The sequence below is a fragment of the Candidatus Nitrosotenuis cloacae genome (assembly GCF_000955905.1).
Classification (GTDB): Archaea; Thermoproteota; Nitrososphaeria; order Nitrososphaerales; family Nitrosopumilaceae; genus Nitrosotenuis; species Nitrosotenuis cloacae.
Genome location: NZ_CP011097.1, coordinates 395,560 through 417,831, shown reverse-complemented (window position 1 = coordinate 417,831; position 22,272 = coordinate 395,560). Strand labels below are relative to the sequence as shown.

Sequence of the window (22,272 nt, the reverse complement as noted above, 5' to 3'; positions counted from 1 at the left end):
TGAAACGCAGTGTTATCAGAGTTTATAAAAAGCATTTCAGGTTTTGGTACAATTGAAAAAATCCATTTCCGGAATTCGTGGAATTGTTGGAGAGGATCTCAAACTAGATGATGTTTTGCGTTTTTGTCGAAATTTTGCTCCAGTAATCAAATCAAAAAAATGTGCAATAGGGAACGATACCAGACCATCAAATGAAATGATAAGAGAAGTAGCAGTTGCGGCATTACTAGAGCAAGGAATTGATGTGTACAATTTCGGAACGGTGCCAACGCCAGTCATGTTCAGAGAGGCAAGAAAGTGTGGTGCAGGACTAATTATCACATCATCACATAATCCATTGCCGTGGAATGGTCTTAAATTCATTATAAACGGCCGAGGCCCAAATGAGAAAGAGTTTGCTCACATTTTAAAAGAAAAACAGACGCAACAGACAAAGTTTGGTACAGAATACGCTGCCACATCCAACTATGTTGATGATGCCACAAAAATAATTGGAAAGATGAGGCATGAGCCAAAAATACTAGTTGATGTGGGAGGAGGAGCTGCATCTTTTGTTGCACCTCAATTATTAAGAAAACTTGGTTGCCATGTGGATGTTATTAATCAAAGCATATCAAGTCGTGGGCCAGACCCAACTGCAGACAAACTTACCAAGCTTGTATTAAACAGCAAAAGATACGACATTGGTTTTGCCTTTGATTTGGATGGGGACAGAGTAGTCGTTGTCAAGGACGGCAAAAAACAATCACCAGACACCACACTAGCACTAGGTACAATCAAGGCACTAGAACTAGGATACAAAAAGTTCTGTCTCAGCATGGACACAAGTATTGCAGTTGAGAAATACATCAAAGATCACGGAGGAAGAGTTGTTCGCTCAAAGGTAGGCGAGGCAAACGTCATAGATACGATGTTAAAAGAAAAATGTCAAGCAGGTGGTGAGGGAAGTAGTGGCGGATTCATACTGCCAGAATTCAACATGTGTCGTGATGGAATACTAACATCAGGACTAATTGCTGCAATGACTGGAAAAAAAATAATTGATGAGATGATAAAATTTGTATCAAATTATCACCAGCTAAGAACAAAGATTGATGTTGAATCAGATCTTCACGACAAAACACTCTCCAAACTAGTTCAAAAACTAAAGAGTGAGTCCAGTGAAATAATCACACTGGATGGAGTAAAAATAATAATTGATGATGACACTTGGGCACTGGTCAGAAAATCAAATACCGAAGACATTATTCGAATTTCAGTAGAATCAGACAACTTGCAAAAAGCACAACAGATTCAAAAGCAGATAACCACCCTAGTAAAGCAAAGCCATGAACAAGCTAGATGAGAGAAAAATCATTGACATTTTTCAAAAAAAACTAGTCAAAGACAATCATCATGAAGATGTTGAGATATTCAGATTAGGAAAAAAATTTGGTGTCATAAAGACAGACACATTGGTAGAAAGCACTGATGTCCCACCACAAATGAGACCAGAGCAAATTGCAAGAAAAAGCATGGTTGCACCACTAAGCGACTTTGCATCAAAAGGGGTAAAACCAAGGCACGGAATAATCTCTATTTCATTGCCACGTGGATATCCAAGATCAAAACTTATCAGCCTAGCAAAAGGATTCAAAGATACATCAAGACAATTTGGAGTCAAAATTCTTGGCGGAGATACAAATGAGGCAAAAGAGATCGTAATTTCGGTAATGTTGTTCGGAATTGCCAGCAGGATCACAGCAAGAAGTGGTGCAAAACAAAGAGACATCATAGTGACTACAGGTAATTTTGGCAGAACCAGCGCTGGATTGGGCATATTATTGCACAAAAATAGATCACCTGAAAAATTCAGAAAACTTGCAACAAATTCAGTTTTACTTCCAAAACCAAGACTAGAGTTTGGGGTCTTGGCTGCAAAATACTTTAGCTCATCAATGGATTCAAGCGATGGTCTATCAACCACCCTAACACAAATGTCAGCAGCAAGCAAGAAAAGATTCATCATTACACAAGTCCCAAAAGATGTAGAATTAGACGAGTTTTCAAAAGACAATCATCTCAATGCAGTAGATCTCGTGTTCAATGGCGGTGAGGAATATGAAATCGTTGCAACCATTTCGCCAAAAAATATTGAAAAAATAAAAAAAATTGCCAAAGCCAAAAAGATCAATCTAATCCAGATAGGTCATGTGGAAAACGGCAAAGGTGTATTGTTCCAGCATGGGAAAAAACAAACCAGAGTCAAAGACAAAGGCTGGACTCATTTTTCATAGCCAAAATCCCGCACAAAAATCGCCATAGCTTTTTAACCCCACCAAACTTGTGGTATCCAATGTCAGAAGAACAAGTAGAAAAGTGGGGCATTGCTCACATCTATAGCAGTTACAACAATACCATAGTACACATGACAGATCTCACTGGTGCAGAAACCGTAGCAATTAGTTCCGGTGGTGTGCATGTTACTGCTGACAGATACGAATCATCTCCATTTGCTGCAATGAAATCATCAAATGCAGTAGTAGAGGCAGCAAAGGCAAAGGGCTTTACTGCATTTCACATCAGAGTGAGAGCAGTTGGCGGCGTAGGCTCCAGAGTCCCAGGACCAGGGGCACAAGCAGCTATTCGAGCACTTGCAAGAGGAGGATTCAAAATAGGAAGAATTGATGATGTTACACCAATTCCTCACGACACCACACGAAAGAAGGGTGGAAAGAGAGGAAGAAGAGTCTAAACTTCTATCATTTTGATTTTAGTTTTACAACCCTTTGATTGAAAATAATCTGACATAAAGCTGGTAAATTTCTCATCAGGGTTGGCACCTTTGGATTTTCTTATCATGTCGTTAAATTTCTGAATTATTGCATCTTGCAGATGTGGTTTTATCCATAGTTTGAAAAAGGTCCAGCCAAATCTGGATACTGGCTCACCAAATGTGAAATCATTTTGCATTCTAAATTGCGATGCCATATCGGATAATGCATTATTGATGAGGCGTTTGTCTTCCAAAAAATCAGTGGAGCTTACTTCAAAGATTTTCATTTTCATCAGAGTCTGTTTTGCTTAGCTTATCAGAGAGTGAGACAAATTTTCCATCTTGTTCTATGTTTATTTTTGTCTGCATGCGGACATGAATTCCAACTGATCTGAATAATGCCAAGAGTTGGCCACCATCAATTTCTTCATTGATTTCACCAGAATGAAACAATTGTCCGAGCCTGTCAATTATCATCTTTGTCTCATTTGGAAATTGAGATTCTGCATTTTGCAATACTTCCATTCCACGGTATCCAAGATGAGAAATTACTATCTCTCGGTACGATGGTGGAGTTTTGGTTTGTTGTTTTTCCTCTTCTTTTTGTGATTGGTATGTGAGGTTTTTTTTCATTTCCGCTAGGCGTTTTGCCTTGAGTGCTTCTAGTTCTTTGTCTTCGTCGCTCAACCTTTAATCACGCCAATTGGGACAAGCTTTGCTACCTTGGTTGCTATTCCAAGCTCATGCGATACATTTACCACTGCGTCCACATCCTTGTATGCCTCCGGTGTCTCCTCGACCACCCCATCCCTAGTCAATGATTTTATGAAAATTCCTTTATCAGTTAGTGATTTTTTTACTTGTTCTTCTGTGAAATCACGTCGTGCCTTTGAGCGAGACATCATTCTTCCAGCACCGTGAGCAGTAGAGCCAAAGCTGAGATTCATGGAATTGGACTTGCCAAGTAAAATCCAGCTTCCAGTTCCCATCGAGCCCGGAATCAATACCGGCTGCCCCAGATCACGATACTTTAGTGGGATTTCATCTCGGTTTGCTGGAAACGCACGTGTTGCACCTTTGCGGTGAACCACAACTGATTTTTCCTTGCCATCGATTTTGTGTTTTTCAACCTTGGCAATATTGTGTGCAACATCATACACTAGTTTCATGTCAAGATCAGATTCCGATTTTTTAAATACACGCTCAAATGATTTTCGAGTCCAGTGTGTGATCATCTGTCTATTGCTCCATGCAAAGTTTAGTGCAGCAAACATTGCTTTACGGTATGATTCACCCTCCTCTGATGTGTTTGGCACGCATGCTAATTCCCTATCAGGCAAATTGATGTTGTATTTTTTTAGCGCCTGCTCAGACACCCGCAAATAATCAGAGCAGATCTGATGGCCAAAGCCTCTTGAGCCACAATGGATCAAAACGGTAACATTTCCCTCTTGAATTCCCATTCTCTTTGCTGCTTCTTCATCGTAAATCTTCTCAATTCTTTGTACCTCAAGGAAGTGATTTCCAGAGCCAAGACTTCCAAGTTGTGGTGCTCCTCGCTTTCTAGCAGTGTTTGAAACTTTGTTGGGGTCTGCATTTTTTATTTGTCCGTTTTCTTCACATACATTCGCATCATCTTTTGTACCATAACCATGATCAATTGCCCAGTTGACCCCCCGGACTAGGACCTCATCTAATTGTGAGTAGTTTAGTTTGATTGCACCTTCCGACCCCACGCCAGACGGAATTGAATTGAAAAGATCCGTTACCAGTTCTTTTAGTTTTGGCCTTGCCTCCTTTTCAGATAGATTCAATCGTAATAATCGCACACCGCAGTTGATATCATAACCAACACCTCCAGGGCTGATCATTCCTTCCTCTGCATCCATTGCCGCAACCCCTCCGACTGGAAAGCCATACCCCTCATGCCCATCAGGCAATACAACGGCAGTTCCTTGTATTCCAGGCAATGTTGCAACATTCATTGCTTGAGATAATGTTCTATCTGTCATCATTTTTGAGAGCAATCCTTCGTCGGCATAAATCGTAACTGGAACCTTCATTCCTCTACTTGGATCAGCATCAATTCTATACACTTGGTCGCTGATTTTTTTTGGGGTAATAGATGACATTATCGGTTAGCCGTCCTAGATGCAATTTAAATCATAAGTAGATTTATTTTTGATATGATTCCAAAGTCAAGTATTGCCAATTTTACCAATTGATGGAGGCAGATATGGCACAAAAGAAATGCTTGCCATCTTTGATGACCAAAAAAAGATAGATTATCAACTGCAAATCGAGGGAGCTGCCGCCATCTCACAGGGAGAAATAGGTATGATTCCAAAAAAATCGGCCCAAAACATTTTCTCTACCTCAAAGTCTGGCAAAATATCTGTAAGTAGAGTAAAACAGTTAGAGGCAAAATCAGATCACGATACTGCAGCACTGGTAGAAGCACTAAGTGAGAAATGTCAAACCAGTGCAAGGCCTTGGATTCACTATGGTTTGACTAGCAATGACTTGGTGGATACTAGCACCTCAATGCAGATGAGGGATGCACTCTCAATAATAGAGCCCAAGGTCGCAAGACTCGGAATATTGTTGGCAAAAAAAGCAGTTGAATACAGGGATGTTCCTGCAGTTGGCCGAACTCATGGACAGCATGCAAGTATCATTTCATTTGGATTGAAATTTGCAAACTGGGCCTCTGAGATGGAAAAACATGTAGAGCGAATCGAGGAGATCAAAAAAAGAATCCTCATTTGCAAAACATTAGGTGTTGTTGGTACTGGTTCTTTGATGGGTGCCAAAGCAATAGAGGTCCAAAAAAGAGTGGCAAAAAGACTGAATCTATTCCCAGCAGAGGTCACCACGCAGATCATACCGCGGGAAAGATATGCAGAGTATGTTTTTCAGCTTGCCCTGACTGGTAGTACGCTGGAAAAAATTGCAATAGAGATAAGAAATCTGCAAAGAACCGAGATTGCCGAAGTCGCAGAGCATTTCAAGGAGGGTCAGATGGGGAGCAGTGCAGTGCCAGTAAAGCGAAACCCAATCAAAAGTGAAAGAATTTCCTCATTATCAAAACTATTGCGCAGTCAAATGAGCGCATCATTTGAGAATATTCCATTATGGCATGAGCGCGATTTATCAAATTCCGCAAATGAACGATTCACAATACCAATGTGTTCCATTTTGCTAGATGAAATGTTAGAAACGATGCTGAGAATAATTGACAGACTACGTGTAAATGTTGAGAAAATAGAGCAGAATCTGTATATTACAAAGGGCCAGATCTTTGCAGAATTTGTACTGGAAGCTCTAATCAAAAAAGGAGTGCCAAGGTTTGTTGCATACAGAGATGTTCAGCGAGTCGCCTTTGAAGCACATGACAAAGGCATGGATTATTCTGATGCAATAAAGGCCGATAAATCAATATCATCAAAACTCACAGATGATGAAATTGACAAAATATTCACACCAAAGAGTCACTTGGGTGCAGCCCCTCAGATAATCACAAACGTCAACAATTCTGTAAATCGTGTCTGCAAGAAATTCATCTAGACTTTAGCAATGTTTTGTGAATCATAGAGCCGTACTGGAGTGCTTTTTTTCTTGCATTTGCAGACAGTTCTGGCACACCAATTTTGATTGCAAGTTTTCTTATGATGTGTTTTCTCTGCAGATCATCTGAATCAGTTATTTTTTGATCTATAGGTATGGTTTTTGCATATTTGATGAATTCCTCAGATAGTAGGGGTTGGACTATTTTGATGCCAAATTCTGAGCAGACATGGTTGATTTGTTTCATCATCTTGATTTCATTGTCTAGTTTTGCATTCATTAGTTCCATGACAGCATCATTGCCTTGCTTTATCGCATCACGATATCCATTATAGCCACAAAACAGCTCATCAATCCCATTTGCCGTTACCACAGTATCTAGCCCTAGACTTTGTGCTAGTTTTGCTACATGGTAAAACGCAATGCTATTTTCATTCCAAGAGAGATTGTCTGTTTGTATTGTATTGTGAATTTTTGTAGAAATCGAATCAAATTCGTCAGGATTAATTTCCAAAATGTGATGAGGCATCTTTAGCAGATCATTTACTTGTTTTGAGAATCTTATGTCATGAGAATCGACAAACCCAATAGTTAACAATACAACATCGTAATTCATCTGATGACACAATTTAGCAATCAAAGTGCTGTCAACACCGCCCGAAAATGCGACGCCGATTTTCTTGCTTGATATATTTTGAGATATTGCATTTTGAATTTTTTCTAGTAATGCATCAAGATTCATGTTTTCTTCACTCAAATCCCATACAAAGAAGTTACTGTCTTTGGTGTGATAGGTAAAACTATTATCCAAACTCACCATATGGGACTCATGAGACCCATTGGCCTAACTGAAGAACAGATCCGAACAGAACTAAAATCACTAAATAATTGGAGTATACAAAACGGAAAACTACACAGAGAGATCACATTTGAGGATTTTGTGCGAGCGTTTTCGTTTATGACCAAAGTAGCACTACATGCAGAAAAAATGAATCATCATCCAGAATGGTTCAACGTATACAATAGAGTCACAATAGACCTGACGACACATGATGCAGGCGGTATCACATCAAATGATGTCGAGCTTGCAAAATTCATAGAATCCACGATTTAATCTAGGCTCAAATCTCTATTGAATATATATGCAGAAAACAGAGCAAATTTGCAAATGACACTAACAAACTCTGCCATATTGGATTCTGATTTCAGATACATTGACAAAAACGGAACATTGCTAAAATCAAGAACCGAGTTATCAATTGCCCAGATGCTATCATTTTTGGGATTATCATACCAATATGAACATAAAATCACACTATCAAATGGTAAAACCATATCAGTTGATTTCAAGACAAGTGATGGAAAACTAATCGAAGTGATTGACTCAGATTCTGATATTCTAAAATACAAGGAATTAAAATCCGACAATCAGCCCATAATGGCAATAGGCCATCCACAGTTTGCTGCAAAGCTCAAAGAACTAGATGAAATAGTGTTCTACGATACCAAAGACGCGCAATCCGGTTCAATATTCATAGAGGATCCATCATTTGCATTTGACTATGCACATATCTTGCCGTTAGTGGAGAAATGTTCGATTTTACACGGCCACACATCAACTGTTCTAGTAGAATTGGTTGGCGATATGAAAAATAACTTGCTAATTGATTTTGGTGAGGCAAAGAAGATCATCAAAGAAGTAATTGGAATTTTGGATCACAAATTCTTCATAAACAAAAAATATCTAAAAACCGAAGACGAATCACACTTTAGAATATCGTTTGAAGGACCAAAGGGAATGTTTGATATGCAAGTACCAAAGCACACAACATTTCTTCTGGAAGGTGAGGCAACCGTTGAGAACCTATCAACTGAGATAATCAAGCTCCTAGTTCCAAGACTGCCAAAAAATATCGAAGCAGTGGGAGTATATGTTTACGAAGGATACAACAAAGGCGCACATCTAATTTCCAAGATTTCAAAATCCTAGAACCATGGAACCAAAAATAAAAGAGACTGCGTGGAATCCAGAGCTGGAGGCAAAGATCCTAAAGCAATGGGTTGACTCCGGATTGTATGATTTCGTGCCTGAAAACAAGAACTTTGTCATAGACACGCCTCCTCCATATCCATCTGGGAGACCGTGGCACATTGGAGCTGCAGCACATTATTCCCAAATAGACATGATTGCTCGAACTGCACGAATGAATGGGAATCATGTGTATTTTCCAATAGGAATTGATCGGAATGGCCTACCAGTAGAACTGTACACGGAAAAAAAGCACAACATCCGCATGCAAGAAACTGAGAGAAGCAAATTCCTGGAATTGTGCCGAAGTTCCCTGGACGATTTAGAAGCAGAAATGCTACAAATAATGAAAAGCCTTGGACTGTCTGGTAATTTTTCAAACTATTACAGGACGGATTCTGAGGAATATCGAATCCTAACCCAATCTACATTCATTGAACTGTGGAAACGTGGAACCATATACAAGGCAACACGTCCAAACAACTACGACTGGGTATCCGGCACCACAATAGCTGATGCCGAAATCCAATATCAAGACATTCAGACAAAGCTTGTCTATATGAAATTCAAAATAAAGGACTCGGACAGAACAATAATCATAGCTAGTACAAGACCTGAGCTGTTATGTGCATGCCAGACCATCATAGTAAATCCAGACGATTCAAGATACGCAGGTGTGGTTGGCAAAAAAATCATCGTTCCAGTAATAAGCAGAGAGGTCACCATCAGGACTCATCACTCTGCACAAATGGAATTTGGTTCAGGTGCTGTGATGGTTTGCTCGTATGGTGATCAGAACGACGTCGCATTATTCCGAGAAATGAAGCTAGAAGAAATTGTTGCAATAGGGATGAACGGTTTGATGACAGAAGCAGCCGGTGCATATGCAGGCCTCAAAGTAAAGCAGGCAAGAACCAAGATAATCGAAGACTTGCAAAATGCAGGACTGTTAGAAAAAGTCGAAGAAATCACGCACCGTACGCCTATTTCTGAGCGCAGCAAAATTCCAATTGAAATAATACCAATGGAGGAATATTACGTAAAGCAGATTGACTCTATTGAAAAGATTCGGGCTTTGGGCCAAAAAATCACATTCCATCCAGACATGCACAAGCAGATTCTGATGAACTGGTTGGATTCAATTTCTATTGACTGGCCAATATCAAGGCGCAGATACTATGGAACCGAGATTCCAATATGGTATTGCAAAGATTGCTCAGAACCACATGTTCCAGAGCCTGGAAAATACTACAAGCCATGGACAGACCTAGCACCATTTGAGAAATGCGTAAAGTGTGGAGCCAAGGAATTTGTCGGTGAGACCAGAACGTTTGACACTTGGATGGATTCCAGTGTATCGCCACTATTCATATCAAAGTATAACAAGGACCCAGAGTTTTTCAAAAAGACTTATCCTGCAACACTTCGACCACAAGCAAAAGACATTGTTCGAACCTGGCTATATTACACCATACTGCGATGTGAGCAGCTGACAGGTGCTAGTCCATGGTCTGAGGCCTGGATTATGGGATATGGTCTTGATGAAAAAGGAATGAAGATGTCAAAGAGCAAAGGCAACGCAGTTGATCCATTACCTGTAATTGAAAAGTTTGGTGCAGATACTTTTCGATTCTGGAGTGCATCTGAGATTAATCACGGATACGACTTTAGATGCTCTGAGCAGAAAATAGAGGCAACCAAGAAATTTTTGTCAAAACTTTGGAATGTATCCAGATTCATCTCTAGCTATCCCACCATAGAAAAAGCAAACCCAACTGCTACAGACAAATGGATTCTATCTGAGTTGGACAGAGTCATTGCAGAATGTCAAAAAGGCTATTTGGAATACAACTTTTTTGTGCCTGCAATTGCAATTCGTGAGTTCACTTGGAACTTGTTTGCTGCACATTATATCGAGATGGTAAAGGCTCGTGCGTATGGCGAAGGATTTACAGAAGATGAAAAAAATGCTGCAATATACACACTGCACAAGGTCTTGTCTACCATTTTGCTTTTGCTTGCGCCAATTTCCCCATTCATTACAGACTACATGTGGCTAGAGTTATACTCTAAAGAGACAATCCACAAGCAAAGACATCCAAGACCAGAAAATCTAGCCGACATGAGTCAATACACAAAAGAAATCGAGGAATTCAACTCCAAAGTCTGGAATGAAAAGAAATCAAACGGATTATCGTTAAAGGACTCCATATCAATTGAGATCCCAGAATCACTAAAACAATTTTCTAGTGATCTGATACCAATGCACAAGATTACAAACTAAGTATTAGTATAGAATCGAATTATTTTTGTGGCTTTTTTGCTGGTTTAATCATGGAAACAAAATATTTGTGCCACGATACATCGCTGGTCAGCTCTGGGTGAAATGCAACACCCAAAATGTTTCCTTGTTTTACTGCAACTACTTTTTCATTGAATTTTGATACTGTTTGTACATCTTTTCCCATTCCTTCAATGGATGGTGCGCGGATGAATATACCTCTAGATGTTACAATTCCAAGCGGTTGTGCAGTTATTTCTGCTTCAAAAGAATCACGTTGTCTACCAAAAGAGTTTCGCTCAACTCGCACATCCAGCAGATCCAAGAGCGGCTGGTCCATTTTACCTACTACTCTGTCCTTGGCATTCTTGGATAATAGAATCAAGCCTGCGCATATTCCAAAAACAGGCATTCCTTTCTGAATTTTGTCCTTTATTGTTTTGATTGCACCATTTACCAAGGACATCTGTCCAATCATTGTGCTCTCTCCGCCTGGAATGATCAATCCATCAAGCTTTGAGATCTCAGACGGAGTCTTGACTTGCTTTACAGTTCCCTTCATTCCTGCCTTTGCTAGTGCTGTGCGAGTAGCCGCAATGTTTTCTGCAACATCTCCCTGCATTCCCAAAACTCCAATGTTAACACTCATGCCGTGCTGCCCCGCTCCTGCATTCTTAGTTCCAAGTTCTTGACATCAAGGCCTAGCATAGATTGTCGCTCATCAATCATTCTTTGCGCCTCTTTGACTTTGTCTGCATCCTCCCAGAAGGTGGTAGCCAATACAACTGCACGTGCACGCTCTTTTGCATCTTCTGCCTTGAATATGCCAGAGCCGACAAAGATTCCATCGCATCCAAGCGACATCAGATAAGCCGCATCGGCAGGCGTTGCAATTCCACCTGCTGCAAAATTCACAACAGGTAGTCGGCCAATTTTGGCAGTCTGCTCTACTAGATCATATGAAACTTTGAATTCTCGTGCAATTCTTACTAAATCCTGGTGGTCCCCGGAATCATAAACTGATTTGATTAATCGTAATTCATCATTTACTTTTTTGATGTGTGTGACTGCCTCTGCAACATTTCCAGTTCCTGGTTCTCCTTTGGTTCTAATCATTGCAGCACCCTCCTCCACTCTTCTCAGGGCTTCAGCAAGTGATCTTGCGCCATTTACAAATGGTGTGGTAAAGTCCCATTTCCAGATATGATGTGTTTCATCAGCTGGCGTTAGTACCTCGGATTCATCAATCATATCCACGTTTGTCTCTTCCAATACACGAGCTTCATAGACGTGACCGATTCTGCATTTTGCCATGACTGGGATGGTTACTGCATCCATTATTTCTTCAATTACTCGAATGCTTGCAGTTCTTGCAACGCCGCCTGCTTTTCTGACATCGGACGGTAGTTTATCTAAAACCATAACAGAGACCGCACCTGCCTCTTCTGCAATTAGAGCCTGCTCCACAGTGGTGACATCCATTACTACACCATTTTTTAGCATGTGTGCAAATCCTCGCTTTAGTGTTGAGGTTCCTCGCATTGTAGAAAAAGAGCCGATTTTTTCATTAATTCTACCCTTTGCGTTTGGCAGATCTCCAGAAAGTGGAATCATAGAAGCAATAGTTGAATTTGCATATTTATAATACGCGACAGATTGTTGCTCCTAAAAACTCAGACAAGAGACAATTCCGAATTGGTGTTTTTCATTGCTCGATGAATCATTCTCACAAACAAAAACATCCCCGCGAGTATGATAAATCCAGAGATTCCAAAGATCACACCAAACTGCTCATTAAATGAGGAGCTCAAAATCACATCACCAATCGTCCTGATTGCAAGTGCAGCTAGTACAAGTGTCAGCGGAATGTGATTAAAGTCCAAGAACCTAATTGATTTTTCAAGAATTGGTGGAATCATGATTGGCAGGTATAGCATTATTGTCACTCCAATGAATCCAATTGCGATATAGTGTATGGTAAGATCATATGTTGCAAATACAGATAGATTTGCAGCATGCAGTGTTCCAAGAAGCAATCCTGCAAGCAAAAATCCAAAAGCAATTCTCGTGTGAAGTATTATGGTGTGATATCTTTTCTTTTTCTCACCAGATATGAGCTTGAGAATTTCCGTATTGTCAAATCCTCCAAATATGTACAAAGACAATGCAAAACACAATACTGTACAAATCATGCCAAGATTAAACGCAATATCTAGCAACATGTATGGAATTATTGTGCCTACAATTCCCATTATTCCAGACAAGACTGCCAAAATGATTGAGGTGGTGACTAGTTTTCTCTTTGGCCGAATAAACCCAAGAAATGACGGTAATGTCTTGTATTCTATTGCAAAGATCATCAAAATTGGGAAAAACAGCCACATTTGTTTTTGAATCAACGTGTTTTGCTGCACATCAAACAACGATACCAGTTGGGATGCAATTAGCAGTGTGATGGAAATTGCAATGAAATAATCTGATTCTCTTAATAGTTTTGGGACTATACGCAACATGTAAAACATCAGCCCTCCAAATATTGAAACGCCAATCAATCTAAGTGTGGTTGCAATTTTAGAATAATCATCAGAAATTATACTGCCTACAAAATCAACACCAATAGAACATATCACAAAAAGATAAGAGATCTTTGCCAGTTTGCCAGATGGGGTGAGTTGATTTCTCATCCTGGGTATGATCATGTAGCCAATTCCCATTATCATTAATGTGACAAATCCATTTAGCTGAAGGATTCTGTGTGTCTGAAATATCGATGTAAGTTGCTCAGGCATTGATATTCCAAAAAATGAAATCATCCAAATCGAGCCAATTGTGGTGCCAATAAAGGACAAAATCACACCAGTCATCAAAAACGGCTTGCTTACAGGAGAATAGTTGATTACGCTCAATTCTTTGTCTGGTTGATTAGCTTTTCAAGCTCAAACTCTACGTTTGATACCAAAGGCGGAATAAACTCTGATGTTGCATTTTGCTCAGGCCACTGGATGTGCTTTGTTTTTCCATTTAGCGTTACTTTGAGTGAGAATTTTGTGAACTCAGTCTTGGTTTCATCTGCTGGAATAGAGTCAATTGGCAGTTGCATAAATCCGGTTTCTTTGACTAGTGCTGTGAGCTTGGTTATCTGTGATTTTTCCAGCATCATTGATTTCTGTATGGGCTCAGAATTTGGTGTGGAGAAGACATACTTTAGTGAGCCATCATCAGATATGCTCAGGGTTTCCGATTTTTGAGGAGTCAGCCTATCAGTAACTCCTAATGAGATCTTTTTTAGATCATATTTTATCAGCTCAATTGCAATTTTGTCATCTGCATTTGCTGCAGAAAACGGAATCTGTGGATTACTAATCATCGGTATGGCAATCATAGCCGCCAGAATTACAGGTATGGACGCTGCAATTATCAGAATAGGTCTTGCCATTTGTATGATGTTCATGAAATTTTTGATTTATAATAAATCTAGGTTTTGCCAAGACACCACTTAGAATAAATCCAAGTCTGGATTCTTGGTATCTGTGGGGTCGTAGCCCAGCCTGGCAAGGCGACTATGATTCACAAAGTCATCGCTAGAGGCTCCAGAAGTAATACAATCCAAACTGATTTCACAAGATGATGTGAGTTTGGAGCTGCAGTGACCTGTAGATCGCCGGTTCAACTCCGGTCGGCCCCACGTTACTTGTTCTTGTTTCGTAAAACGTTTAGTGCAGATCCCTGTCTGAACCAATCAATTTGTGAAGAGTTGAATGTGTGAGATAGTAGGATCTCTTCTTTTGCTCCATTGGAATGAGTTATCACACATTTTATCGGCTTTCCTTGTTCCAGTTTATTCAAATCCAAAAAGCTGAGCTTGTCGGTTTCTTGGATCTTGTCATAATCTGCAGGATTTGAAAATGTCAGTGCCAATAGGCCCTGCTTTTTGAGGTTTGTCTCATGGATTCTTGCAAATGATTTCGCAATCACTGCGCCACAGCCAAGAAATCTTGGGGTCAGGGCGGCATGCTCTCTGCTGCTTCCCTCGCCGTAGTTGGTATCACCTATGATTACCCATTTTAGCCCCTTTGCCTTGTATTGACGTGCGATACTTGGGAATGATTCTACGGAATTAGTTAGCACATTTTTGCCCTTGCCTACATCGCCAGAGAACGCATTTACTGCACCAAGCAACAGATTATCGCTTAACCTATCCAAATGTCCACGATACGACAGCCAGGCACCTGCAGGCGAAATATGATCAGTTGTGCATTTGCCCTTTGCCTTGACCATTATTGGCAGATCTGAATAGTCTTTGCCGTCCCATGGTGCAAACGGCTCGAGTTTTTGTAATCTGGTGCTGTTTGGATCAATTAGAACCTGCACAGAGTCAGGATCAGATGACGGTGCAACGTAGACATCAAGGCCTGCCTTAAAGCCAGACTGTGGCACATCAGGTGCGATTTCCGGTGGAGACAGTTTGAACTTTGTTCCATCTTGCGCAGTCAGCTCATCAGTAATTGGATTGAAGGACAATCTCCCACCAATTGATAATGCGATGATCAGTTCTGGGCTTCCAATAAAGTTCATTGTGTTTCTTTTTCCATCATTGCGTCCAGGAAAATTTCGATTAAACGATGTGATTATGGTATTTGGGTTGTCATTTTTCAGCTCAGGTCTGCTCCACTGGCCGATGCATGGGCCGCATGCGTTTGCAAGAACAGTAGCTCCGATATCATCAAGCATTTGCATCTGTCCATCACGTTCTATTGTTGCACGCACCAGCTCAGATCCCGGCGTTACAAGTAGTGGGATTTTTGCTTTGATCCCTTTTTGTTTTGCTTGCTTTGCCACACTTGCTGCGCGAGACATGTCTTCGTATGAAGAGTTGGTACAGCTTCCAATTAGTGCAACTGATATCTCATCGACGTAGCCATTTTTTTTCACATCTTCTGCAAGCTTGGAAATTGGTCTTGCCAAATCTGGCGTGTGTGGGCCCACTATGTGTGGTTCTAGTTTTGATAGATCAATTTCTATGACTTTATCAAAATATTTGCCCGGGTTTTTTTCTACATCTTCATCTTCGATTAGTAGTTCTTTGTGCTGATTTGCCAAGTCTGCAAGCTCGCCACGTCCGGTTGCTCTAAGATAGTTTGCCATCTTTTCATCATACTCAAAGACAGAACAGGTTGCGCCAATTTCTGCACCCATGTTTGTTATGGTTGCCTTGCCGGTACAGCTAATTGTTTTTGCTCCAGGCCCAAAGTACTCAATTATTGCATTTGTTCCACCAGAGACGGTAAGCTGTCCCGCAACATACAGTATGATGTCTTTTGGTGCGGTCCAGCCATTTAGCGAGCCTTTAAGATAAACTCCGATTCTTTTTGGATACAATAGCTCCCAAGGCATACCAACCATTACCTCTGCGGCATCCATTCCTCCAACACCTACTGCAATCATCCCAAGGCCTCCAGCGTTTGGGGTGTGAGAGTCGGTTCCAATCATCAATCCGCCTGGGAATGCATAATTTTCTAGCACTACCTGATGTATGATTCCAGCACCCGGTTTCCAGAATCCCGCACCAAATTTTTTGGCAGCAGATTCCAAGAATGTGTAAACCTCATTATTTTCATAAATTGCAAGCTTGGTGTCTTCTTTTGCTCCAATCTTTGCCTGGATCAGGTGATCACAGTGTACGGTTGTCGGCAGGCTGACTTGTTTTAGGCCCGCCTGCATGAATTCCAGCATTACGGTTTGTCCCGTTACGTCCTGCAGTGCAACTCGATCAGGTTTCAAAAATACATAGCTCTTTCCACGCTCGGACTCTTTACCATCAAATTCTGCCAAGTGTCCCACAAGAATCTTTTCGCTTAGTGTTAATGGACGATTCACTATTTTGCGAAACTTGGAAATGTTTTGCTCTAGTTTTTTGTAGACATTTGCCACAAGGTTTGGTGTTGTTTCAATTTCCATGAATCATCACTGTAGATGATCATACCTCATCGATTAGTTATAAATCGTATCAGGAATTTTTGGTTTTGATGTCCAATTAATATTGGAATTGTGTGTTTATTCCTAACAGTTATAAGCAAAAACCAGCTTTATTGTATATGGTGCGAGTTATGGTGTTTGATATGTTTGTGGAGGTCCATCTGCATGGTCAATAAAGGATTTCCAACCTTTGGCATGTCGCAAGCAGGTTCGTACATTGCCGCACTGAAAAACTATAATCTGCCTGATTTTATTTTGAAAAAAATTGCAAAAGAATGTGGCTCCAGTCTTTTGGAGCGCGGTCGTCTTGATGACAGACTACAAAGCATGAATGACACATCACTGACAACCCTGCATCGAATTTTTATTGATTGTGAAAGTGACTCTGATGGCAAATTTGCCGACTATAGATTTTATGCATATGTTGCAAGCATGTACCACAAGTGTGATATTTTGATAAACGAATCAATCCCTGGTGCCTCTGGCAAAAACCACAAAGTTCCAGTCGCAGTCAAAAACAACGGCATGTACATTGCAGTTGCGTTTAACAAATCCACCGGAACTCCAGTGCAAAAAAGAGAGGCAATCAAATTTTACGGCATAGTAGAAGATGTCAAAAAGGGAGACCACGGTACAATGCTAACAGATGCAATCTTTGGAACGTCTGTTGGCTTCAAGGGTGATTCCCTAGTAGAGTTGGAAAAACTCAGCAAATCAAGAAAGGCAGATGCCGAGAACAGACTAGAAATCAAAACAGCAAACTTTGAGAACAGAATTTACTCTGTTACCAAGTGCAGCTAAATCCACTGTACACTCTCACGTTCATAATATTTTGTCTTTGCACGAGAGTGTCTTGGCCTAACATGCAAAATAGATTTGCAGCATGGACATTTGATACCATTCCATTTTAGATAAACGTCACAGACACCACATCGCTTTTGTCCATTATATTTTAGAGATAGATCACCAAGAAATTCTTTGTATTTTGTTTTGCAGTAACCCTTGCAGACTAGCATCAATGAATTTGGATATCATACAGATTAAAACGGCTGGTGATTATATTATGACCGAAACTCTGATGCATCAAGGGTTAGAAAATACGGATCACTCTTTGTGGGCTCAAAATTTTCTCCATATTGCTCATATGGTAAATCATTGAAGGTGTGCTTTGACCAAATATCATGTACTTTTTCGTATTGTTTTTTGAATTTTTTTTGTCTTAGCAATTCATGCGACAACTCATGGGATACGACGGTGCAGTTTTTTTGGCAGTCTGCAAGAAAATTATCGTCCTTTGGTTTCTTCCACAGAGTCATTGCAAAGTTTTCTGCATAGTATCCTTCACACGTGCAATCAGTCCACAGGGGATTGAAATTGCACAAATAGAAATGAAAAACATTTGGGTCACGATTCTTGTGGTCCTCAACCAAAACAGCCGTGTCCAACCTTCGCAAAATACTCTGTTTTGGCACTATCATTTCATCGCACTGCACATCAACATCAAGAGAAAAAGTATCATGAATCCATTTTTTGTAAAACTGGCTCATTTGTTGTATGTACTCAAATTCTCGGACTCTTTGGTCTAGATCATCTCTAGTTACCAAGAATATGAAATGCAAGAGCATGACACAAGAAAAAGAGAGTGTTTAAGATTGACCCTCAATACCCATCAGGGTTAATGTAGATCGGATTTTCTCGATTTTACGAATCTTCCAAGTTATGGTTTCACGTAATGCCTCAACTGTTGGAGACTCTATTTTGGCCAGAATGTCATATGCACCAAATGTGCCGTGAACCTCTTTTACGCCATCAAGTGACTTGAGTTGCTTAATGATGGCTTCTTCTGAACCGAGTTCACAGTTTATCAAAACGTATGCTGTTGCCATGATTAACGTATACACCTCGGGATATATCAATAAACCTATTGGCAGTTTCTATTTTTGGGAAATTTTGAGTATTTCTTCCCAGATTTGGGATGGAACCGGCATAACGGAGAGTCTTGAGATTCTCAACAACTCCCAGTCCTTGAATTTCTTGTTTGTCTTTATTTGAGTAAGAGTAACAGGATTATCCAAATGTTTTTTGTATTTGACATCCATTACAACAAACCTTGGGTTTTTTTCTTTCAGGTTTGGATATGGGTTTGATATTATTTCCATAATACCTACGACTTGTTTTTCATCGCCGGTATGATAGAAAAATGCCAGATCGCCTTTTTTCATCTGTGTCATGTGCTTTAGCGCCAAATTATTGTGGACATCATCCCAGACAGTGGTTTTTTCTTTTTTTAGCTGCTCAATGTTGTATGTGCTTGGCTCTTGCTTGCACAGCCAATAATTTGCCATTGTATGATACCAACTTTGCAAATCTAATAATTTTTGCTTAAAATGATGTACCCCGGCACTGACTCACACATTCTCACAGGTAATTAGCCTATTTCCTCAAACATGCTCTGTGTCCGGGGTAGCCCCATGTCGCACACCTGGGTGGACCCGAAAATCATGTTTTAGCATCATAGTCATTCCAGTCCGTCTGTGTGCCTTGTTAGGGCAAAAACGCTGAGAATCCCTCAAATATTAATTCAGACCTGAAAATCAATACAATTTTGAATGAATGATAGAAACTATCACAAGACAGAACCAGACAGGATTATCTCAAATCCGCTTACAGGAACGCGTATTTTGAAATTATCAATTACTTGTGAATCAATCTCACCAATTATGCCTATTTTTTTATCATTGATCACGATATCAGCTGTTTTGCCTTTTGCAAACATTGGACTTTCCGCTGTTTTTGTTTTACATTCAATGTTTGAATCAGTCTTTAGTAGTGATTGTAGTATGGATTTGATCTCAGTATAGCCTGCGTCTTTGTGTGCGCTAAGACATGCAAGGCAAATCGATTCCTTGATTGGGTTGCCTTTTGAGAAAACAGTTCCAGTCTCAAAGAGTTTTTGTGGATATGTTTCGTGTATGTTTCGAGACAGATTCTCAAGTAATCCAGGCAATATGGAATCACGCAGTATGGTGTATTCTTGGCTTTTTGATTCTGCCACTTCGATTAGATTTTGTGAGTCTCGATTTGTGTGATCATACAGAACCTGCTTGCTAGTAAGTGATGAGTTGAGCGCCTCTGTAAAGCCAAGACCTACTAGAATTTGACTTAGCTTGTCCAATTCTAGCGTAGTTTTACTTTTTTGTCCAACACTGACTGATGCCGGTAGGGTTGGCCCAAGATTTTGAATTCCAAATCCCAGTGCAACTTCTTCTACTAGATCCATTGGACCAAAAATATCAAATCTAAATCTCGGAATCACACATGTGATTTTTTTGCCCTTTGCGGTTGCATCCAGCCTACATTTTTGCAACATCATACAAATTTGTGATGGCAATAGCTGCAAGCCAAGTGTTTGGTTTACTAGAATAGGATCCAAGAGAATGGTTCTTGTTTTTAGATAATCTGAAGAGCTTTTCAGATCAGTCTTGAAATCATATAGAGTAAATCCCAAGCCTTGCAAGGCAGAGGCAACAACAGAGAGCGTATCTGCCACTGCGCTTTGATCATTGCCAGTAACCTCAATCAGCAGATTCTTTGTTTTTGTTGATATGGTAGTCAGTGCAGAATTGATAATTGGTGGGAATGATACTGTATTTCCATTAGCGTCTAAAATCATTGGAACATTGTGCCCCGTGCCAAGTATTCCAGAATAGTCTTGCCCAGTACCGGTTTCTTCTAGAATTTGTTTTACTGACATTTCATTTTGTGTTGCTAGTGGAACAAACTTGTGATCTTTTGATACTGCGGTGTACTGTAGTGGTAGTTTTATTGCATCAAAGTCATGAATTCCAATTGAGGCCTTTCTTCGTTTTCTCCCCACTCCAAAGTGAAGGTCTTCCTGCAGTGCAATTAGTTGCCTGATTGCCTCATCATCAAGATTAGAGCCCTTGGCAACCAACCCCAAGACGTGGGGGCGGATTTTTTTTACTGCAGGACTTGTTTTAATCAGAAACGACTTGTCTTTTTGCTTTTTTATGTCTAGTTTTGAGATTCCTTTTTTGATTCCAAGCAAGCCCTGTAGGCCTGCTGCAATTCCGACATCTGTTGCATAGTCGGGTCGATTAGGACTGTACTCTACTCGAATGTATTGGTCTGTCTGCTCCTCAATGTCGAGTCCCAAAAACGGTAAAGCATCAATTATCTTGTTTTTGTTTGTCTTGCCGATTATTTTTTGCAGCCTTGAAAGATATAGAGTGACTACTGGCATTTTGGAACATTCCTCAACCAATTCAGGTTGTTGTTGTAGAACTCTCGCACGTCATCTAGTCCGTACTTTAGCATTGCAATTCTTTCAATTCCTCCACCCCATGCCAGCACGGGCTTTGTGATACCAAATGGCTTTGTCACCTCTGGTCGGAATATTCCCATTCCAAAGAGCTCAACCCATTTTTGCAGACGATCATTGTACACCATTGTTTGCAGTGATGGTTCTGTGTATGGGAAAAATGTAGGCCAGAACTTTATTTTGTTTAGGCCCATCTTTTTGTAAAACTCGGTTTGAATTCCCATCAGGTCTCGCAGTGACACATTCTTTCCAACTACGATTCCTTCTACCTGATTAAACTCGACTAGATGCTTGTAGCTTACTTTTTCATTGCGGAATACTCGGCCAAGTGAAAACACTCGCGCCTCACTTGGCTTGTTTTCCGCCAAATACTTTATTGTGACACATGTGGTGTGTGTTCGAAGAACCATCTTCTTTGCAGTGTCTTGGCTCCAGGAATACTTCCAGCCTTTTTTGTGAGAATCGGAAACTTGCTTTATCTGAGATGGAGTGGCAAAGCCTTGTGCGAGCTTGTCTTTGATGTAAAATGTGTCTTGCATTTCTCTTGCGGGATGATCCTGTGGTGTGAATAATGCATCAAAATTCCAAAAGCTCGGTTGTGCAAAGTTTCCAGAGATCTCTGAGAATCCGAGGCTGACAAAGACTTCGCGAATTTCGTTAATTGTGTCCTTTAATGGATGAGTCCTTGCGGCATATACTCGTGGCACATCTGCTTCTACATCTATTGCGCCGGAATCTGCAGATTCCACATCAATTGATTTTGCATGCTCGGATAGAGCCAAAGTCTTTGTCTTTATTGATTCCAGTATGATGTAGTCTGGTCTTTTTTTGAGTGATTCCAGTGCGGATTGGTCACTGACTTGGTCTTGTGGTATTTTTCCTTCACCAATTTGTACCAGAATCTTTTCCTCGCTTGTTTGATCTGGCTTTTGCTTTAGCGATACAATGCTTGTGGATTCATTTTTTGTGATCTCAATCCAGTTATTTTTTTTGGCATTTGCAATTGCCACATTCATGTCCTCGAGTAGTTTTTTTCTTAGATCATCAAACGGTACTGGGCCGTTTGCTACAAGATTCACTAGTTTACGCTCAGGCAAACCATCTTGTTTTGCCGCAAGTCCGTTTTTGCCAAGCGACAAAAAGAATTTTTCAGATTCCATTACAAGTGCTAGATTCTTTAGTTTGAGCCATTCTATTCCACGTCGGATTTGATCAGGTGAGAGTTCGGTTTTTTCTATGATTTGTTGTTCTGTGAGATTTTTTTCAGACTGTAATAATTTGATCATTGTTTTCTCAATTGGATGTAGGACTTGAGACAACAG

Annotated in this window: 22 protein-coding genes and 1 tRNA gene; 9 read left to right on the top strand and 14 right to left on the bottom strand. The window is 40.3% G+C overall.

The features are described from left to right. Positions 1-52: 52 nt before the first annotated feature. Genes SU86_RS02275 through SU86_RS02265 form a run of 3 tightly spaced genes read left to right on the top strand, consistent with a single transcriptional unit; the run spans position 53 to position 2,734 of the window. The gene (locus tag SU86_RS02275; protein WP_048187113.1) at positions 53-1,345 is read left to right on the top strand and encodes a phosphohexomutase domain-containing protein; all 1,293 of its coding nucleotides are present in this window, start codon (positions 53-55) and stop codon (positions 1,343-1,345) included. After that, complete coding sequence (thiL, locus tag SU86_RS02270) at positions 1,329-2,276, top strand: thiamine-phosphate kinase (protein WP_048187111.1); 948 nt, start codon at positions 1,329-1,331, stop codon at positions 2,274-2,276. Before SU86_RS02275 ends, thiL begins: the two co-directional genes overlap by 17 nt. Positions 2,277-2,335: 59 nt before the next feature. Further along, entirely contained in the window at positions 2,336-2,734 is a 399-nt protein-coding gene (locus SU86_RS02265) for a 30S ribosomal protein S11 (protein WP_048187109.1), read from the top strand. On the opposite strand, the gene SU86_RS02260 is transcribed toward SU86_RS02265, so the two are convergent. From SU86_RS02260 to SU86_RS02250, 3 genes are read right to left on the bottom strand one after another with little or no spacing between them, the layout of a single operon-like run. Then, on the bottom strand, positions 2,731-3,042 hold the full coding sequence (locus SU86_RS02260) for a hypothetical protein (protein WP_052755428.1): 312 nt from the start codon (positions 3,040-3,042) through the stop codon (positions 2,731-2,733). The genes SU86_RS02265 and SU86_RS02260 overlap by 4 nt on opposite strands. Beyond that, positions 3,029-3,442 carry a DNA-binding protein gene (locus SU86_RS02255; protein ID WP_048187107.1) on the bottom strand — a complete coding sequence of 138 codons (414 nt, stop codon included), beginning with the start codon at positions 3,440-3,442 and terminating at the stop codon, positions 3,029-3,031. The genes SU86_RS02260 and SU86_RS02255 overlap by 14 nt, the downstream gene beginning before the upstream one ends. Then, on the bottom strand, positions 3,439-4,887 hold the full coding sequence (locus SU86_RS02250; protein ID WP_048187106.1) for an RtcB family protein: 1,449 nt from the start codon (positions 4,885-4,887) through the stop codon (positions 3,439-3,441). Before SU86_RS02250 ends, SU86_RS02255 begins: the two co-directional genes overlap by 4 nt. 73 nt (positions 4,888-4,960) lie before the next feature. Between SU86_RS02250 and purB the strand changes: the two genes are divergently transcribed. Next, positions 4,961-6,322: an adenylosuccinate lyase gene (gene purB / locus SU86_RS02245; RefSeq protein WP_048187104.1), complete on the top strand. Its 1,362-nt coding sequence runs from the start codon at positions 4,961-4,963 to the stop codon at positions 6,320-6,322. On the opposite strand, the gene SU86_RS02240 is transcribed toward purB, so the two are convergent. Further along, positions 6,315-7,064, bottom strand: coding sequence for an asparagine synthase C-terminal domain-containing protein (locus SU86_RS02240; protein WP_048187103.1), 750 nt, complete (start codon positions 7,062-7,064; stop codon positions 6,315-6,317). The genes purB and SU86_RS02240 overlap by 8 nt on opposite strands. 87 nt (positions 7,065-7,151) lie before the next feature. On the opposite strand from SU86_RS02240, the gene SU86_RS02235 reads away from it, so the two are divergent. Genes SU86_RS02235 through SU86_RS02225 form a run of 3 tightly spaced genes read left to right on the top strand, consistent with a single transcriptional unit; the run spans position 7,152 to position 10,635 of the window. Continuing rightward, the gene (locus SU86_RS02235; protein WP_236687733.1) at positions 7,152-7,436 is read left to right on the top strand and encodes a 4a-hydroxytetrahydrobiopterin dehydratase; all 285 of its coding nucleotides are present in this window, start codon (positions 7,152-7,154) and stop codon (positions 7,434-7,436) included. Positions 7,437-7,490: 54 nt separating this feature from the next. Then, positions 7,491-8,312 carry a 6-pyruvoyl trahydropterin synthase family protein gene (locus SU86_RS02230; RefSeq protein ID WP_048189069.1) on the top strand — a complete coding sequence of 274 codons (822 nt, stop codon included), beginning with the start codon at positions 7,491-7,493 and terminating at the stop codon, positions 8,310-8,312. A 4-nt stretch (positions 8,313-8,316) separates the two neighbouring features. Beyond that, the gene (locus SU86_RS02225) at positions 8,317-10,635 is read left to right on the top strand and encodes a valine--tRNA ligase (protein WP_048187100.1); all 2,319 of its coding nucleotides are present in this window, start codon (positions 8,317-8,319) and stop codon (positions 10,633-10,635) included. Positions 10,636-10,654: 19 nt separating this feature from the next. Here the strand turns inward: SU86_RS02225 and pdxT are convergent, their stop codons facing one another. From pdxT to SU86_RS02205, 4 genes are read right to left on the bottom strand one after another with little or no spacing between them, the layout of a single operon-like run. Beyond that, entirely contained in the window at positions 10,655-11,281 is a 627-nt protein-coding gene (gene pdxT, locus SU86_RS02220; protein ID WP_048187099.1) for a pyridoxal 5'-phosphate synthase glutaminase subunit PdxT, read from the bottom strand. Continuing rightward, positions 11,278-12,246: a pyridoxal 5'-phosphate synthase lyase subunit PdxS gene (gene pdxS, locus SU86_RS02215; protein ID WP_048187098.1), complete on the bottom strand. Its 969-nt coding sequence runs from the start codon at positions 12,244-12,246 to the stop codon at positions 11,278-11,280. Before pdxS ends, pdxT begins: the two co-directional genes overlap by 4 nt. Positions 12,247-12,305: 59 nt before the next feature. Next, positions 12,306-13,538, bottom strand: a complete 1,233-nt coding sequence (locus tag SU86_RS02210) for a hypothetical protein (protein ID WP_048187097.1) — start codon at positions 13,536-13,538, stop codon at positions 12,306-12,308. Beyond that, entirely contained in the window at positions 13,535-14,083 is a 549-nt protein-coding gene (locus tag SU86_RS02205; protein WP_052755427.1) for a hypothetical protein, read from the bottom strand. Before SU86_RS02205 ends, SU86_RS02210 begins: the two co-directional genes overlap by 4 nt. A gap of 81 nt (positions 14,084-14,164) precedes the next feature. On the opposite strand from SU86_RS02205, the gene SU86_RS09705 reads away from it, so the two are divergent. Then, positions 14,165-14,317, top strand: a tRNA-Trp gene (locus SU86_RS09705). Positions 14,318-14,319: 2 nt separating this feature from the next. Here the strand turns inward: SU86_RS09705 and SU86_RS02200 are convergent. Further along, on the bottom strand, positions 14,320-16,590 hold the full coding sequence (locus SU86_RS02200; RefSeq protein WP_048187095.1) for an aconitate hydratase: 2,271 nt from the start codon (positions 16,588-16,590) through the stop codon (positions 14,320-14,322). A gap of 183 nt (positions 16,591-16,773) precedes the next feature. Here SU86_RS02200 and SU86_RS02195 point away from each other — a divergent pair, with 183 nt between their 5' ends. Beyond that, complete coding sequence (locus tag SU86_RS02195; protein WP_048187094.1) at positions 16,774-17,409, top strand: hypothetical protein; 636 nt, start codon at positions 16,774-16,776, stop codon at positions 17,407-17,409. A 260-nt stretch (positions 17,410-17,669) separates the two neighbouring features. Here the strand turns inward: SU86_RS02195 and SU86_RS02185 are convergent, their stop codons facing one another. From SU86_RS02185 to pheS, 5 genes are all read right to left on the bottom strand, one after another. Further along, positions 17,670-18,233 carry a hypothetical protein gene (locus tag SU86_RS02185; protein ID WP_048187092.1) on the bottom strand — a complete coding sequence of 188 codons (564 nt, stop codon included), beginning with the start codon at positions 18,231-18,233 and terminating at the stop codon, positions 17,670-17,672. Between the two features lie 21 nt (positions 18,234-18,254). After that, entirely contained in the window at positions 18,255-18,494 is a 240-nt protein-coding gene (locus SU86_RS02180) for an Lrp/AsnC family transcriptional regulator (RefSeq protein WP_048187091.1), read from the bottom strand. Positions 18,495-18,542: 48 nt separating this feature from the next. Continuing rightward, the gene (locus tag SU86_RS02175) at positions 18,543-18,953 is read right to left on the bottom strand and encodes an EVE domain-containing protein (RefSeq protein ID WP_048187090.1); all 411 of its coding nucleotides are present in this window, start codon (positions 18,951-18,953) and stop codon (positions 18,543-18,545) included. A 281-nt stretch (positions 18,954-19,234) separates the two neighbouring features. Beyond that, entirely contained in the window at positions 19,235-20,872 is a 1,638-nt protein-coding gene (pheT, locus tag SU86_RS02170; RefSeq protein WP_048187088.1) for a phenylalanine--tRNA ligase subunit beta, read from the bottom strand. Continuing rightward, positions 20,863-22,269 (bottom strand): phenylalanine--tRNA ligase subunit alpha, encoded by a 1,407-nt coding sequence (gene pheS / locus SU86_RS02165; protein WP_048187087.1) that lies wholly within the window; start codon positions 22,267-22,269, stop codon positions 20,863-20,865. The genes pheT and pheS overlap by 10 nt, the downstream gene beginning before the upstream one ends. Between the last annotated feature and the right edge of the window lie 3 nt (positions 22,270-22,272).

Excerpts from the sequence above, each read along its gene's own strand:
- thiL (WP_048187111.1), top strand. The coding sequence starts at position 1,329 with ATGAACAAGCTAGATGAGAGAAAAATCATTGACATTTTTCAAAAAAAA.
- SU86_RS02265 (WP_048187109.1), top strand. The coding sequence starts at position 2,336 with ATGTCAGAAGAACAAGTAGAAAAGTGGGGCATTGCTCACATCTATAGC.
- SU86_RS02260 (WP_052755428.1), bottom strand. The coding sequence starts at position 3,042 with ATGAAAATCTTTGAAGTAAGCTCCACTGATTTTTTGGAAGACAAACGC.
- SU86_RS02250 (WP_048187106.1), bottom strand. The coding sequence starts at position 4,887 with ATGTCATCTATTACCCCAAAAAAAATCAGCGACCAAGTGTATAGAATT.
- SU86_RS02240 (WP_048187103.1), bottom strand. The coding sequence starts at position 7,064 with ATGAATCTTGATGCATTACTAGAAAAAATTCAAAATGCAATATCTCAA.
- SU86_RS02235 (WP_236687733.1), top strand. The coding sequence starts at position 7,152 with ATGAGACCCATTGGCCTAACTGAAGAACAGATCCGAACAGAACTAAAA.
- SU86_RS02230 (WP_048189069.1), top strand. The coding sequence starts at position 7,491 with ATGACACTAACAAACTCTGCCATATTGGATTCTGATTTCAGATACATT.
- SU86_RS02225 (WP_048187100.1), top strand. The coding sequence starts at position 8,317 with ATGGAACCAAAAATAAAAGAGACTGCGTGGAATCCAGAGCTGGAGGCA.
- pdxT (WP_048187099.1), bottom strand. The coding sequence starts at position 11,281 with ATGAGTGTTAACATTGGAGTTTTGGGAATGCAGGGAGATGTTGCAGAA.
- pdxS (WP_048187098.1), bottom strand. The coding sequence starts at position 12,246 with ATGATTCCACTTTCTGGAGATCTGCCAAACGCAAAGGGTAGAATTAAT.
- SU86_RS02205 (WP_052755427.1), bottom strand. The coding sequence starts at position 14,083 with ATGAACATCATACAAATGGCAAGACCTATTCTGATAATTGCAGCGTCC.
- SU86_RS02200 (WP_048187095.1), bottom strand. The coding sequence starts at position 16,590 with ATGGAAATTGAAACAACACCAAACCTTGTGGCAAATGTCTACAAAAAA.
- SU86_RS02195 (WP_048187094.1), top strand. The coding sequence starts at position 16,774 with ATGGTCAATAAAGGATTTCCAACCTTTGGCATGTCGCAAGCAGGTTCG.
- SU86_RS02185 (WP_048187092.1), bottom strand. The coding sequence starts at position 18,233 with ATGCTCTTGCATTTCATATTCTTGGTAACTAGAGATGATCTAGACCAA.
- SU86_RS02180 (WP_048187091.1), bottom strand. The coding sequence starts at position 18,494 with ATGGCAACAGCATACGTTTTGATAAACTGTGAACTCGGTTCAGAAGAA.
- SU86_RS02175 (WP_048187090.1), bottom strand. The coding sequence starts at position 18,953 with ATGGCAAATTATTGGCTGTGCAAGCAAGAGCCAAGCACATACAACATT.
- pheT (WP_048187088.1), bottom strand. The coding sequence starts at position 20,872 with ATGCCAGTAGTCACTCTATATCTTTCAAGGCTGCAAAAAATAATCGGC.